Source organism: Paenibacillus sp. EKM206P, assembly GCF_011066155.1.
Taxonomy (GTDB): domain Bacteria; phylum Bacillota; class Bacilli; order Paenibacillales; family Paenibacillaceae; genus Paenibacillus; species Paenibacillus polymyxa_D.
In genome coordinates, this window is sequence record NZ_JAAMNQ010000004.1 from 406869 (window position 1) to 421695 (window position 14827).

Genomic DNA, 14827 nt, shown 5'->3' on the forward strand with positions numbered 1-14827 from the left:
TCCGGGAAAATTGACTAATCCTTTGAAGCATGCTATAATGTAAAAAGAAGTGTAACTCACAATTTATGCATATGGTTTTACCATAAAACAGAGCATTCTCTATTGTAGCAAGTTCAGTCCCTGTTCGCAACCAGCGGGCTTTTTTTGTGCGTTCTGGCAACCTTCTATTAACCTGTTCTGACATACTTGAATTCATTACATAAAAAAGCGACCGTTCATCTGATTGATGAATGCGGTCGCTTTTCTTTTAGGAAATTCGCCTATCTGCTCTCTTCCACAGGATGAATATGATCGGCCAATCTGCTCAACCTCTCCAGCTGATGACCATAGTCGTACATGGCCGCAGCCACAATAGAAAGCCGCAGCATTCCTTCCTGACAATGGTCAAAACGTGTAATCGCATGCTTCATAAATTCGCCGTTCGCCTGCTGGAACAATTCACTTTCGTCCTCATTCGGTTTTAGCTTATTTTCGAATTTCAGTAGAGCGTGCTCGTGAAAACGAATCAGCAACTCCAGGTGACTGTCAAAAAAAGCATCCGTTCCCTTTGGCCGTAAAGACTGGAAGTAGTGCCTTTCCACCGCATCCAGTACCTCATATCCTTTGTGTAAACTTCCGAGCATTTGTTTGTATACTACCATTTGTCTCGTTTGACTAAACTTGGAGCGCTTGAGCTTCTTCTGCTCTTCCTCGAACAAATGATATTTGTCCGACAGCGATTTAATGGCTCCCTCTAGATTTCCTTTTTCCTCTTTAAAGACAGACTCCTTAATCTCATCGGAAATAGCAGTACGCAGCAGCAAGGACATGCTGTTAAAGACATTTTGAATCTGATTAATAAACTGCCTTTTCGGTTTCGGGGGAAAAACGCTAACATTGATGACAAAAGCAGACACAATTCCAATCAAAGTGAGCGCAAATCGAGTCACCGCAAATTTCCAGTCCCCTGAGGCTTCCATTACAGAAACAACGGTCACGAGTGTCAATCCAACCGTATCAGCCATATTTATTTTCAGACATATCATAAGTACCAATACACATACGAGTCCGACTGCAATCGGCTCATTCGAAAATACCATTCCGCCCAGCAATGCCATGATTGCACCTAGTGTGCTTGTTTGGAGTTGATCCAAGAAATAACGCCACGACCTATATATCGACGGTTGCATGGCAAAAATAGCGGCTATCGCTGCCCCCACAGGCGAATGGGTGTTCAAAAGCGTGCTCAGAAAAAGGGCGAGCGTCACTGCAATTCCCGTTTTCAACACCCGTGCTCCAAAAGCCAAAGCCATCCCTCCTGCTTACCTTTCAAATTTATTCATACCGAATTACTATAATGAAAATTCAATGTAAAGTCCATGCTTTATTATTACCCAAAACAAGCGAAGATCAGGAATATTTATGAAATGTACAGTTCCTGATAGAATACATATCAACAGAATTAACTTATTTGCAACAACGTCACAGGAGGAACTCATCGTGTCATGGATTAGCAAAATGTTAGAAGAGCCCCGAAAGTGGCCACGCAATATCCGATTGTTTTTTATGGCCAATCTGCTGTACCAGATGGGTACAGGAATGTTTTCTGTGCTGTACAATCTGTATATCCAAAAGCTTGGCTTTGACGATGATATGAACGGCCAAGTGGTCAGCATGCAGGCGCTGGCGACGGCGTTGCTGTTCATTCCGGTCGGATTTTTGGGGGATCGGATAAGCCGCAAAAATATGCTGGTCATCGGTGCATTATTCAGCGGCCTGGCCTTTCTCGCCCGTACCTTTACAGATACCAGCGGAAGCATGTTGGTATTTGCCGTAATCTCAGGTGTATTCGCTGCCTTTATTCAGGTGCTGGCCGTGCCTTTTTTAGCAGAAAGCATAAGCAAAGCCCAACGTTTAAAAATATTCAGCTATTACTCAGCTCTTGTACTGGCAGCCCAAGTCCTGGGCAGCTTCGGGGGTGGCGCACTCGCAGATGGGCTGCAGACGTGGGGAATCACACCGCTATCCAGTCTGCGGGTTGCTCTGTTCCTTGGAGGAATGGCAACATTGACTGCTTTTATTCCTCTATTGTTCATCACAAAAACTACGGCTAACTTAGAAGCACCCGTTCCTGCCGAATCTTCACCTCAAACAGAACAAGTACAGACGCCGTACAGTACATCCGATATCCCTGCCTCGGAGACACCTACTGCTTCTTCTGATCGCCGGGTTATCGGACAATTTGTTCTGGCCCAGTTTTTTCTTGGACTGGGTTCAGGTCTGGTCATCCCGTATCTTAATTTGTATTTTACGAACCGCTTCTCCGTATCGCTCAGCGCAATGAGTTTACTGATTGCACTCGGCCAGCTCATGACCATCCTCTCCATGTTGATCGGACCTACCCTCGGCAGCCGAATTGGTCTGGTCAGAGCTGTAGTTGGCTTCCAACTGCTTTCGCTACCGTTCCTTCTCATTACAGGCTTTACGAACGTGCTATGGATCGCTTCGATCAGCTTTCTATTCAGGCAAGCGCTCATGAATGCAGCTAATCCGCTGCAAACCGCCATTCTCGTCGAACGTGTGTCAGATAAAAATCGTGGCATTGCCAACTCCATTCTCCAGACGACCTGGATGCTAGGCACCGCAGGTATGGGACCTGTACAAGCCTATCTGGTTACAACTTATGGCAACTACTGGGGCTATGCCATCACATTTAGCATGACAGGTGTTTTCTATATTTTGTCCTCCCTCGTCTATTACAGGATGTTTCGAGAAAAGCGTCCGTCCGCGAACCAGCTTTTACAAAACCCGGCAGGCCCGTAAACAAAATCATGACACAATAAAAGCCGGAGCCTCCAAGCGGACTCCCTTGGAACGTCATAGGATAAATGAGAATGGCGGAGGAGGAATGAAGGCATGCTTCGAGTTGCATTATTTACGGACACGTATACGCCTGACGTGAATGGCGCTGCTCTGACCCTGGAACGATGGATTGGCTATCTGGAGACACATGGAGTATCTACGCTCGTCTTCGCACCGGAGGCAGACCATCATCTGCCCTCTGGGCCGGGTGTAGAGCGATTTCGAAGTATTCCCTTTTTGTTGTACCGGGAATGCAGACTTGCGATCCCCAACGCCAAACAGATCAACGAGCGTCTGTCAGCCTTTTCCCCGCATTTGATTCATGTCGCTACTCCGTTTAACCTTGGCCTGTATGGAACAAGCTACGCAGCCAAACACCATATTCCACTCGTTGCCTCATATCACACCCACTTTGATAAATACCTTGAATATTACAAGCTTCGCTGGCTTGAACCTGCGTTATGGAAATACATGCTCTGGTTTCATAGACATTGCGAAAGGGTATATGTCCCCTCTCAATCAACCATGGAATTGTTGCGCAATAAAGGAATGGGGCAGCTCGAAATCTGGAGCAGAGGCATTGATACCGACCGATTTCAACCAAAGGTGGACCGTCATGCAGTATGGAAGAAATGGGACGTTCATGCAGATGCATTTGTTATTTTGTATGTGGGCAGGCTTGCACCAGAAAAGGGGATAGACACGTTACTGGATTCCTACCTCCAGTTACCTGACGACGTCCGCGCAGCCTCTGTGCTGGTCATTGCAGGAGATGGTCCATTATATAAGGTCAAAACTGCAGCGGATATAGGGGTGCCGGAGCATGCACTCCACTGGCTTGGTTTTGTGAAAGGGCCGGAATTAGCTGAACTCTACGCCGCAGCCGACGTATTTCTCTTCCCTTCCACCACGGAAACCTTCGGCAACGTAGTACTGGAGGCTATGGCGAGCGGTACACCTGTGGTCGGTGCCAATGAAGGCGGGGTAAAAGATAATCTAATCCATGGAAAAACGGGGCTATTGTGTCCTGCTGGGGACGCCTCTGCCTTTGCCAAAGCTGTACACCTGTTGTATGAGGACGCCTCACTTCGCGATGCTATATCCAGAACTGGTAGAGCCTACAGTCTGGAGCAGACATGGGACCGTATTTTTGAACGGCTACTGGACAGCTACATGGACTCAGCGACCCTCCATCTTGACAGCCATCCCATGAGGCGAATGTAACTCTGAGGACTTCATAGCTACAGATGCTAAAGGGTGGTTAGAAAATGCTCCTTCACGCATTCTGTAACCACCCTTCATCAGCTTAACTATTTCCCCGTCTAACTACAATTGCAGATAAAAGAAGAAAAGCCTTTGCTAATACCTTAATTGTTTCAGCAGCTTGTTATGTACCCCACTCAACAAAATCACTGCGGTCAAAGCGCCGATGAACGCAAGAAGCATATCCCATTGGGTGTCCCATACATCCCCCTGTGTGCCCAGAAAAGCTTCTGCTGCTGTTCCCGTTGCCTTGGCTACAGCAAACTCAATCAACTCGTATACAGCGCTGATCGCAAGACACACACTAACCGTGAGGAAAGTGAGCCAGCTCCCGCTTCCCAAGGCCGTTTTACGCAACAGCACTTCCCTGACAATGAGTGCGGGTACAAAACCTTGTACAAAGTGCCCAAGTCGATCATAATAATTGCGCTCCAGTCCGAACGTGTCCCGAATCCAGTTGAACAGTGGCATTTCGGCATAGGTATAATGTCCGCCCACAATCAGGATCAATGCGTGCAGCCAGATTAGGGTATATACCAGATTGGTAAACCGAAATCTTCGGTACAGAGCCGCCAGCAGTACAGCTCCCAAAACTGCTGGGAGAACTTCCAGTACCCATGTAAAATAATCCGCCGGGCGAATCAAAGACCAAATGAGGGCAAGCGCCAGCAATACAAGTAAAACAAGCGGGTAGCGATCATTTTTAGACCATGCCGTTGCCTGGTTCATCGTCATTCCTCCTCAGCCCAAAGCTCTAGCCTTCGTTCGTTACGATATGTTTGACACGCCCAACCTGTCCGTCTGCCAAACGCACTTTGATTCCATGCGGATGACGTGGGGAATTGGTCAAAATATCTTTCACCGTTCCTCGCGTCAACTTACCGGTAGGCTGATCCTTTTTAAGTACAATATCTACCTGAAGACCAGTGCGGATGTCGGATCGATTCTGTCCGTTCATTATAGCTATTCCTCCTTTGTTTTTATATTTATAATGATATTCAGCCACTCAGTTACAACAAAATCACCAACGACGCCATTCGTCCCGGCGGCTGTTCCCCATCCAGACTACGCACATCGTGGATACATAGCTGACGAGCAAAATAACGAATACCATCCCGCTAAACTCCACAAAATGAGTACGTTGCAAGGAGTCTGCCCATATGGAAGATACCTGTGCATACAGTTGAGAAGGCGCAGAAACAATATCCCATGTGTTCCCTCGAAAGAAACGGCCAATATAAATACCCAGGCTGCTCAACAAGAGTACCGCCATCATAAACAGCCAACTAACAAGCCCACCACGTGCACGTTGTACCAACTGTCGTACGGATTCGAGTGATACAAATCCCATTGTCAGGCCAAGTATGGCTACCAGCAGCATCCCCAATACATGATTCCAAAAGTACGGATTTCCCCAGAAACGTTGCTCCCCGAGAAACGGATATCTGGCGAATACATGCAGCAAATCTGTGATCAAATAGGGTGTATTGGGATAAAAGAAAAGCCATGCCGCCCCCGTGACCCAGAGTAAAAAAGTCCTCGTTCCTCGCCTCCACGAGCTATACACTACATCAAGCAGCAGCGTCAACAGCATAGGAATCCAGGCCAGCATCATATTCCACCAAATAAAAAGATAAGGGCGGCCCCCTGAGGGCAGTCGCACGTTAATGATCCACAATGTACTGATTACGGAGCATAAGGCCAGTGTTAAAAAAACATAAAGTTTTACTGGATAATTTAACGATCTTAAACGGGCATACATACGTGTCTTTCCCTCCTTGTAACCGTCCTGCCTTCCTGACGTTCCAATTTACACCTGTTCTGGACAGTGTACACCACAATGGCTTCAAGCTCAATGGAAGCGCTCCACCTCTGCATAAATGAACTAAAAAGACATCTATTCTTTGGGAATCGACCCCATCCCGAAAAATAGATGCTTACTGTGTTTTAGACTTCACTCACAGGTAAAGGCGTAGCTCCGGTAGTTTTAATATTCGGGCAGCATGAATTAGCATAATACCGCTAACGGCATTATAAATTCCGTTGCTGCGCTCTGTCCATTCGCCATCTGTCGTCCGGGATGCACAATTCCCGCTTTTGCTCCGTACTGATGCGCATATTCCACAGATTGCACCAGCAGTTCTATCGCACGTTGTCGCTTGGTCTCATCGTCAAACCCGAGCAGAACGGAATTCGTGCTAATTCGGATCTGGTGTATGAGGAAATGTATTGTACACACTCGATATGCCGATTTTCCCCCGCTCAATCATAGGCTCAATCGTCGTTAGCATTTCCCGGGTAATGTTATAATTCAGCTCCACCCTGCTAAAGTCCAACTGACGGATTTCCTCTACAAGTTCTCGGCCGCCCATATGTTTTTTTATATTCCAACAGTTAGATGCTGAATAGATAAATTTCTTACAAATGATCTGTTATCACTCAGCTCCCAAGCCTTCTTTTGTTATGTATATGAACATTATGAAATCGCTCCACATATCACAAAAATAAATTTATATTATAAAAAAAAGCCTATCCATCATCTACTTAAAGACGGATAAGCTTTTACTGTTGTCTAACCTTGTATCCAATTGACTAATGAATGTACTGCCAATGTACCCGGCGCAGCTGCCACAAATGCTGATGAACCGTTGTGCAAAGCCAAAAATTCCACTGTTTTTGGAATACCGGGAGCCAGATCCAGATGGTTGTCGCTGAAAATACCTTCCTGCTCTGCCGATAGCCACACGTGTCTGGCAAGTACATCTGAACACAGCATGAATCTGCTAGCATCGCTTCCCTGAATCTCTGTCACTTCAATTTTTGCCTGCGGTAAATACATCTCTTTCGTGTCTGCAAAATAAATTTCACTGGAGGTCACCTGTTCACCATTCTGCGTCAGACGCGCGACCAGCATATGCTCCGCACGGTTCAGGCCACTCAGCCATTTGTCGATAGGCAGTATATGTACAATTCCTGCACCACCTGCTGGTTGCTTTACCTTAACATTCTCTTCACGAACAGCCTGGCTGCTTCGGATATGCAAAAGCGTCAGCCGCAACGTACCTGATATCGGCTCTAGTGTATCGTTGACCAGATGTAGTGCCTTATTCCCCTGTTCTGTATCTGTTGCACTCAACAACACATCGGCAAAGCTACGCTTAGCCGTATATTGGAGCGCTTTCCAACGACCAAAATAGTCCATACTCGACCAGGAGGCAACGGGCCAGCAATCATTCATTTGCCAGTATAATGTTCCCATGCAATAAGGCTTGTGACGACGATGCGCCTCTATAGCTGCTTTCATTGCTTCTGCCTGTAAAATTTGGCTCATGGGAAGAAAACTCGTAAAATCCTTTGGTTCTCGCATGTACCGCTCCATATATTCTTTAATCAGACGATTGCCCGCACCGTTCTTCTGATGTGCCAGCATCACCGCAGATTCCAGTTCCAAATCCTTCTCTTCCGCATAAGTACGAACGGACTTGTATTCAGGAAAAGACTGAAAACCATATTCACTCATAAAACGGCCCACATGTACATGATAATTCTCAAACGGCTCAGACGCGTGCCATACACCCCAATAATGAACATCGCCTGCAGTTGAAGACCGATGGGCATGCTGGTTCCGATCCCTCGTCAGGTCAATTAGCGGGGAGGAGGGCCAATATGCTGTCTGCGCTGACCAGGTGCGTACCACCTCCGGTAGAATCCGATGAAAGAGCATTTCATAATCATCCCACAGGCGTTCCCGTTGCTCAGGTGTGTAGTTCTTTTTCCAGCCCCAGCCTCCATTCTCTTCATAATGCGCCCACGCAGAATCGATCTCATTGTTGCCGCACCATAAGGAAATACAGGGATGATTACGCAGCCGCTTGATATTGTCCTCGGCTTCCTGTGCCACATTGTCTATGAAATCTTCATCGCCTGGGTACATACTGCAAGCGAACATAAAATCTTGCCACACGAGCAAACCGTATTCATCACAAAGCTCATAAAATACGTCTTGTTCATATATACCGCCACCCCACACTCGCAACATATTCATATTCGAGGCGGCTGCGCTGGCAATTTCATACCGATATCGTTCCATCGTAACTTCAGTGACAAAGCTGTCATTCGGAATATGGTTAGCCCCTTTTGCAAACACCGGAATTCCGTTCAGCTCAAAATAAAAGCTCTCTCCTGCTGCATCCCGTTCCCGTACAAGACGGATGGAACGCAGTCCCGTTTTTACTGATTTTTCCGCGATTACAGCTCCTTGTTCTTGTTCCACTAATTCGGCCACAAACGTATATAGATGCGGCTCCCCCAGTCCACGGCACCACCACAGCTTGGGCTTCTTCATCTCCAGCTCCAGCTCCACTGTCTGCTTCCCCTTCAGCAGCCGAACTGGCTTGGACCACACTTTGCCGTCAGCAGAAATACGCAACTCGGCATCTCTAATCTCATCTGCATTTTCGATCTCTACCACTGCCATGAGTTTAGCCCCTGCCGAACTCACTTCGTCCTGTCGAATAAACAAGTCTTTCACGAGCAGACCGGACCAAGCCTCGATCCGAACCTCTCTCCAGATACCGCTCGTCACCAGCCTCGGTCCCCAATCCCAACCATAGTGGTAAGGAGCTTTACGTGCGAAAACGCTTACCTTTTTATCGGACAAACCACCTATTTCGGACTGATCATTGGGTGCAGGGAGTCCATAACCTAAGCTTTCCAGCTTGGGTACATCTTCAGCAATCGGAGAACGAAAACTGATTTCTAGCCGATTTTCCCCTTGCTGAACCAATGCCTTCACATCCTGTCTCCATACTCGAAACATATTATTGGCTGACAAGACAGATTGATCATTCACTTTTACATCTGCGTATGTGTCCAGACCTTCCAACACCAACTCTACACATTGACATTGAAGCTGATCTGCATTTATCTCAAAATGGGCTTCATATATCCAATCCTGCTTATCAATCCACTGTACCTCCATCTCGTTCATACCCATAAACGGATCAGGAATTTTGCCATGTCGTAAAAGATCGGTATGCACACAACCCGGCACTTTCGCGCTGAGCCACTCATCACTTTGTGCTTCTCTAAACCTCCAGCCATCCAACCCTATCACATTAACCATCGTCACAAGCCTCCCTATAAGCATGATTGGGAACATCTGGATTCGTCAGTAACATAACAAAAATAACATTAAGCTAACAAAGTAGTCAATTGTTTTTTTGGAACAAGTGACAAAATACAAAATAAAAGTCGCCCTCTGCCCCAAACAGGCTAAAAGCGACCTCCTTTGTCTTCACGATGTATGGTGTCACACACGTATCTGGACATTAACTATATGTGATTGTGCTGATGGGACGCTCACGGTCATCATTTTCCCGACTGATCCGGGGTGCATGAACTTCCCGTATGAATAGCTCAGCATGTAGCAACTTTTTCTCGACAGGCGAGTTCGGGTTCGTTATGCGCCACAACAATTGGTCCACTGCACGCATTCCCAGCAATTCCTTATCCACTCTCACCGTGGCATAAATTGGCATTTGTTCATTCGTATCGTCAAACCCGGTCACTCCGCAACGCCTCGGAACGTCAATCCCCTTTTCTTTCAGCACATCCACGACCTGCGCAGCAGTCACATCATTAGCACACACAAAAACCTCAGGCAGTTTGTCCTCAGACAACTTGTCCATTTCCTCAGCAAGCGCCTGCGCTCCTCCGTGAAGAAGGGCTTTATTTTGTCGCAATTCTACTCCGCTCATTTCCAGTGTAGAACGACAAGCTTCCCAGCGTTCGTAGAAACTGTGAGCGTCATCAATATGACCCACAAACTGAAAGCGGGTATAGCCCCTACACAGCAAATCCTTCATTAATTCACTCATGCATGTGCGATTATCTGTAAACACCGTATCACTTAAAAATGCAGAATCCCAATGATCTACCATGACGACCGGAATACCCATCCGATAAATGTTCAGCAACAACGAAGTTGAAATTGTCCCTACTGTGATAATCCCTTTAATCGCCTCCGGGTTCAGTAGAGAAAACATATCCTCAGTCGAGGGCTCCGTTAACGTGATCATATCCATCCCCTTACGGTTCAGACGCTCGGAAATCCCTTCAAATACAGGTCCCCAGTACCTGGATTCCCTGTTCTGGTGCCGAATATTTGGAAATAACACCAGCACCGTACCCGACCATTCTCTGGCATCTGTGTCCCGAGGCTCTATCCCAGTCATTTTGGGATGACTGCGAAAATAGCCCATCTGGGCAGCAAGCTTAACCAGCAGCGCCCTCGTCTCTTCACTTACACCGGGTTTGCCTGACAGTGCACGCGAAACAGCAAACTTTGAAACACCCGCCGCATCCGCAATTTCCTGTAATGTTACTTTTCCACGCATCTCCTCACCCAACCCTATTCGAAATCTTTTTCTACCTTAGTCTTCTAAATATACAGGTATGCCTATAAACTGGTACCATCGTAGCATACTTTGTTTTAGATCATCAAACGATGGATTTACACAAATCCACACTTTTCATTAAAATATGTTTGCTTAATAAAAAAACAAACTGCATAACAAACAATTATAAATGACTTGACGTGAGGTTCTTTATTTCCTACAATTTACTATTGAAAGCACTTACATTGTGTAAATCATACTTATTAAGGGGGATTTGCAAATGTTCATGAACAGGTCGGTACGACAGAGCTCTATTCTACTCCTGTCTTTGCTGCTGCTCGTTACAACGGGCTGTGCGAATGGAACAGACGGTAAGGCAGAAAAGGAAGATCCTAATGACACCAGTCCCATTACATTTACTTTCTTTGGCGGTGATTCCAGCTCTAACTGGAACAACATGAAGGATGCTGTCGGACAGGAAATTATCAAGAAAACGGGCGTTACGCTAAATGCCGAACATGCTGTCAATGGTCGAGGCGAGGAAAAGTTTGCTTTAATGGCAGCGAGCGGAGAGTATCCAGATCTCGTGTACCCTAAATCAGACATTGGCAAGTTAGTCGATGCCGGGGCACTCATTGACTTAACCGACCTCATTGACAAATACGGCCCTAACATTAAGAAAGTGTATGGAGACTATTTTAATCGTATTAAATATAGTAGTGAAGATCCAGCCATCTACACGATCCCGACCAATCTGGGTGTGGATCACATTGCGTTTGATGCACAAGCCGGCTTCGAAATCCAGCACCAGGCACTTAAGAAGCTCGGATACCCTAAAATCCGCACCGTTCAAGATTTTGAAAAAGCACTTAAAGATTATGTCGCCAAATATCCAACCACCAATGGACAGCGAACCATCCCCCTATCACTCGATGCCGAGGACTGGAAAATTCAAATTACAGTGACAAACCCGGCTGTTACTGCTACAGGTGGACCCGACGATGGCGAATATTATATTGATCCTAAAACACACAAAGCCATTCTTCACTACAAGCGCCCAGAAGAACGTGAATATTTCCGTTGGTTGAACCATATGTACAATGAAGGACTGTTGGATAAGGATACTTTTGTGCAAAAAAGTGATCAGTACAAGTCCAAAATTGCCGCAGGCCGTGTCATCGGACTCATTGATCAGGAATGGAACTATCAAGATGCCGAAAATGCGCTCAAGGCAGCAGGTAAGGATGAATTCACTTACGCCCATTTTCCAGTCACTTTAAATGAGAAATACGAGGATCATTCCCTTCAGCCCATTGGCTTCGATACCGCATCCGGGATCGGAATTACAACCTCATGTGAAAATCCGGTGCGGGCTATCAAGTTTCTGGATTTTCTGGCCTCCGACGAAGGACAAATTTTACGCAATTGGGGAATTGAAGGCCAGCATTACAACAAAGAGAACGGCAAACGAGTCATTCCAGCGGATGTGCAACAACGTAAGAACACCGATAACGCTTCTTTTAGCAGAGAGTCAGGTATCGGTTTGTACTGGATATGGGGGCCACATTATGGCGATAGCGTGAAAGACCCCTCTGGCAACTATTACACAACCAATTATCCGGAGATGATTACCGAAAATTATAGTCAAGCCGAAAAAGAGTCCCTTCAGGCATACAAAGCCCATACGTGGAAAGACCTGTTCCCGAACGAAAAAGATTTTCCGGTAAAAGAGTGGGGGGCTGCCTACAACATGCCTGTTCCGACCAATACGAATTACAATGTTATTTATCAAAAGTCGCAGGACATTGTACGCAAACGCATTCCTGAGGCCGTACTCGCCAAGCCAGATCAGTTCGACGCTGTGTATGACCGCATGCTCCAAGAGCTGGATCAGGCGGGTGTGCCAAAGGCTGAAGAAATCTACACTGGCCTAATTCAAAATCGGCTGAAACTGTGGTACGGCGAAAAATAGGGTTTGCCTTTTTAATGAAATATTACAGGGCTGACAGACCATGCTGTTCAGCCCTTCTACATTAACTATTGTTACATATTCTGTTTGGTTTCTTTTTCTTTTCAAGAATTACTTTTCCCTGATACACGATTGACGTAAAACAATAAAATGATAGGAATCAACGCAATCCCGCCACACATCACCCAAGATATTTGAATAGGTGTTTGATCGGAAGACAAATCCGTAAAATTACGACTGATGGTCCCTGTCACGATTAAACCTATGCACATGCCTAATTGTGAAATCGCAGAATCCAGAGAGAGTAGTGTAGAACGATACTCATTAGAGATTCTTTTGTTCAGAAAAATTTGTTTCGCAACCGGGTACATGCCGCGCCCAATTTCATAGATCAAAAAGGTAAGCAGTACAGGATAAAATGTGTTGAATGCACCGGCTAAAATGAGCCATATCCCAATCATGCCGCAGGCATACATGAGTATATGTACATCACTGAATCGTGCGCCTAGCTTTCGAACCAGGTAACTTCCCAAAGTCATACATAGTGAATACCCTGCCTTGATAAACCCCATAATCCAAATCCCTTGTTCAGAAAGGCCAACCAGACGTGGCTGTTGGAATGTATTCCCCGCCGAGTTCGAAAAGCTGATAAATAAGCCAATCATAAACACAATCCAGATAAACTTATTTTCAAAACCGATACGGACACTTTCTCTGATAATCGTTTTAATACGAGTAGTAGACGTCTTTCGATGTGCAACATTCTCCTCATCCATATAAAAGAAACATAGAAAAATGCATACAATAATAGATAAAATACTAACCGCCCATGGAAGTGAATAGTTAAAAGTTGCGAGAAAGGCCCCCAACAGACCACAAATAAATCCTGAAATGTACTGTATACTGTTAGAGGTTGTAAAAAGAACTTCCATGGGCTTATCACTATTTTCCACAACCCATGATTCCAACGAACCTGATTGTAAACATATAGCCAGACCTCCAAAGACTTGTGCAAACACAAGCACCCCGATATGATCTGTCGAAACGAACAATACACTATAGGCTAGAAAACAACAAAGTCCCAAAATAACAGAGATTTTTCTTCCATACTTGTCTGCAATAGCCCCAGTAGGTATCTCAAACAGAAAAATACTTATAAAGAATACAACCAGTAAGAAGTTCGCACTCTGCAAAGAAAGTCCTTTAGCTAATAAAAAAAGGATGAGCGTAGTCCCCGTGATTTCACTCATAAAAAATTGAAGAAAGCTGACGGAGTAATATAGCTTATGAGGTTGCACTCTCAGGATTCCGTCGATTGCTGTGCAGCCTCATATTCACTTCGCAAAATCCCCATCTGAATAATGTCATAGTATCGCCCTTCCCTGAATAGCTTTTCCCGCAGCCGCCCTTCCTCCTTGAAGCCGCTGGCCAAATAGCAACGGTGTGCACGTTCATTGAACGCATAGACCTCCAGCTCCAGTCGATGTAGGTTCAGCGTATGAAATGCAAATTTTTGTAACAGCCGGATCGCTTCCCGTCCATAACCTTTGCCCAGATCACCGTCACGCCCGATCACAATTCCAAGGGTGGCATGCCGATTCACCCAGTTGATTTTAAATAAGTCCAATTGTCCGATATAATCCAGGGTGTCTTTATGCGCAATGACAAAACCTTTGATCTCGGGGTTGCCGTCAATCATCATCTGTACAAAAGATTCACTATTCACCTGTGAATGCGGATAGATAAACACGTCGCTTAAACCACGTGTGATTTCCGGGTCATTGACCCATTTTCGGATATCTGGTATATCCTCTTGACGGTATTCTCTCAATACAACTCGTTTTCCAATGATATGCGGCATCGTAATCTTCCCTCCGATTATGTATTTGTTTAAGCACCTTTATGCTTCCATTACTCTCACAAACTCCAGAAAACGTGTACCTTTATAATGAAGCTCCCCACGATCCCCGATCACAATCATACCAAAGTCCCTATCCTTCACCTCCAGCTCCTTACGCTCACCCCCGTCAAACTCAAAGGTGATATAATAATAGGTCGAAGCTGAAAAATCGCCTGATCCCCCACGCACTCTCGTCCGTTTATCCACAACCTTACATGAACGTTGTACCCGTTCGGCTGCTTGATTGGACAGGCCCGCTCCGATCGTTTTGACAATTCCCATAATCATTACAAAAGCAATGAGTCCAAATACGATAAAAAAGATCGTATTAAACGATTGAACTTCCATAGAATCACTTCCCATTCACTTCATCCTTTCTACAGTAAAATGTAAATTTTCCATTCTATTGCCCATTGACAAATCGTACATCTTCACCCTCAAAAACTCCAATACTTT

Annotated in this window: 12 protein-coding genes and 1 pseudogene; 3 read left to right on the forward strand and 10 right to left on the reverse strand. The window is 45.6% G+C overall.

Annotated features, from left to right (window positions below):
• Positions 1 to 260: 260 nt before the first annotated feature.
• Entirely contained in the window at positions 261 to 1292 is a 1032-nt protein-coding gene (locus G9G53_RS11700) for an FUSC family protein (protein WP_175405266.1), read from the reverse strand.
• A 187-nt stretch (positions 1293 to 1479) separates the two neighbouring features.
• On the opposite strand from G9G53_RS11700, the gene G9G53_RS11705 reads away from it, so the two are divergent.
• Both G9G53_RS11705 and G9G53_RS11710 read left to right on the forward strand, forming a co-directional pair.
• On the forward strand, positions 1480 to 2802 hold the full coding sequence (locus tag G9G53_RS11705) for an MFS transporter (RefSeq protein WP_165147710.1): 1323 nt from the start codon (positions 1480 to 1482) through the stop codon (positions 2800 to 2802).
• Positions 2803 to 2895: 93 nt separating this feature from the next.
• The gene (locus G9G53_RS11710) at positions 2896 to 4065 is read left to right on the forward strand and encodes a glycosyltransferase family 4 protein (RefSeq protein WP_165147713.1); all 1170 of its coding nucleotides are present in this window, start codon (positions 2896 to 2898) and stop codon (positions 4063 to 4065) included.
• 135 nt (positions 4066 to 4200) lie between these two features.
• Here the strand turns inward: G9G53_RS11710 and G9G53_RS11715 are convergent, their stop codons facing one another.
• The 6 genes and pseudogenes from G9G53_RS11715 to G9G53_RS11740 all read right to left on the reverse strand — a co-directional run bounded on the left by G9G53_RS11715 (position 4201) and on the right by G9G53_RS11740 (position 10502).
• Complete coding sequence (locus G9G53_RS11715; RefSeq protein ID WP_025721732.1) at positions 4201 to 4833, reverse strand: DUF2238 domain-containing protein; 633 nt, start codon at positions 4831 to 4833, stop codon at positions 4201 to 4203.
• 25 nt (positions 4834 to 4858) lie between these two features.
• Positions 4859 to 5062 (reverse strand): YwbE family protein, encoded by a 204-nt coding sequence (locus tag G9G53_RS11720; RefSeq protein ID WP_165147716.1) that lies wholly within the window; start codon positions 5060 to 5062, stop codon positions 4859 to 4861.
• A gap of 63 nt (positions 5063 to 5125) precedes the next feature.
• Entirely contained in the window at positions 5126 to 5866 is a 741-nt protein-coding gene (locus tag G9G53_RS11725) for a DUF1361 domain-containing protein (protein ID WP_165147719.1), read from the reverse strand.
• Positions 5867 to 6178: 312 nt separating this feature from the next.
• Positions 6179 to 6476, reverse strand: a pseudogene (locus G9G53_RS11730) (sugar phosphate isomerase/epimerase); the annotation flags it as partial.
• A gap of 200 nt (positions 6477 to 6676) precedes the next feature.
• Complete coding sequence (locus G9G53_RS11735; RefSeq protein WP_165147722.1) at positions 6677 to 9229, reverse strand: beta-mannosidase; 2553 nt, start codon at positions 9227 to 9229, stop codon at positions 6677 to 6679.
• Positions 9230 to 9434: 205 nt separating this feature from the next.
• A complete protein-coding gene (locus G9G53_RS11740) occupies positions 9435 to 10502 on the reverse strand; it encodes a LacI family DNA-binding transcriptional regulator (RefSeq protein ID WP_039270191.1) in 1068 nt (355 codons plus the stop codon).
• 280 nt (positions 10503 to 10782) lie between these two features.
• Between G9G53_RS11740 and G9G53_RS11745 the strand changes: the two genes are divergently transcribed.
• Positions 10783 to 12474 (forward strand): ABC transporter substrate-binding protein, encoded by a 1692-nt coding sequence (locus G9G53_RS11745; protein ID WP_039270082.1) that lies wholly within the window; start codon positions 10783 to 10785, stop codon positions 12472 to 12474.
• Between the two features lie 101 nt (positions 12475 to 12575).
• On the opposite strand, the gene G9G53_RS11750 is transcribed toward G9G53_RS11745, so the two are convergent.
• Genes G9G53_RS11750 through G9G53_RS11760 form a run of 3 tightly spaced genes read right to left on the reverse strand, consistent with a single transcriptional unit; the run spans position 12576 to position 14734 of the window.
• Complete coding sequence (locus G9G53_RS11750) at positions 12576 to 13769, reverse strand: MFS transporter (protein ID WP_165147725.1); 1194 nt, start codon at positions 13767 to 13769, stop codon at positions 12576 to 12578.
• A gap of 2 nt (positions 13770 to 13771) precedes the next feature.
• Positions 13772 to 14332: a GNAT family N-acetyltransferase gene (locus G9G53_RS11755; protein ID WP_029516763.1), complete on the reverse strand. Its 561-nt coding sequence runs from the start codon at positions 14330 to 14332 to the stop codon at positions 13772 to 13774.
• Between the two features lie 39 nt (positions 14333 to 14371).
• Positions 14372 to 14734, reverse strand: a complete 363-nt coding sequence (locus tag G9G53_RS11760) for a DUF2500 domain-containing protein (protein ID WP_069011357.1) — start codon at positions 14732 to 14734, stop codon at positions 14372 to 14374.
• Positions 14735 to 14827: the final 93 nt, after the last annotated feature.

Bases quoted from the DNA above. Each gene is read 5' to 3' on its own strand.
- G9G53_RS11700 (WP_175405266.1), bottom strand. From the start codon at position 1,292: ATGGCTTTGGCTTTTGGAGCACGGGTGTTGAAAACGGGAATTGCAGTG.
- G9G53_RS11710 (WP_165147713.1), top strand. From the start codon at position 2,896: ATGCTTCGAGTTGCATTATTTACGGACACGTATACGCCTGACGTGAAT.
- G9G53_RS11715 (WP_025721732.1), bottom strand. From the start codon at position 4,833: ATGAACCAGGCAACGGCATGGTCTAAAAATGATCGCTACCCGCTTGTT.
- G9G53_RS11720 (WP_165147716.1), bottom strand. From the start codon at position 5,062: ATGAACGGACAGAATCGATCCGACATCCGCACTGGTCTTCAGGTAGAT.
- G9G53_RS11725 (WP_165147719.1), bottom strand. From the start codon at position 5,866: ATGTATGCCCGTTTAAGATCGTTAAATTATCCAGTAAAACTTTATGTT.
- G9G53_RS11735 (WP_165147722.1), bottom strand. From the start codon at position 9,229: ATGGTTAATGTGATAGGGTTGGATGGCTGGAGGTTTAGAGAAGCACAA.
- G9G53_RS11740 (WP_039270191.1), bottom strand. From the start codon at position 10,502: ATGCGTGGAAAAGTAACATTACAGGAAATTGCGGATGCGGCGGGTGTT.
- G9G53_RS11745 (WP_039270082.1), top strand. From the start codon at position 10,783: ATGTTCATGAACAGGTCGGTACGACAGAGCTCTATTCTACTCCTGTCT.
- G9G53_RS11755 (WP_029516763.1), bottom strand. From the start codon at position 14,332: ATGCCGCATATCATTGGAAAACGAGTTGTATTGAGAGAATACCGTCAA.
- G9G53_RS11760 (WP_069011357.1), bottom strand. From the start codon at position 14,734: ATGGGAAGTGATTCTATGGAAGTTCAATCGTTTAATACGATCTTTTTT.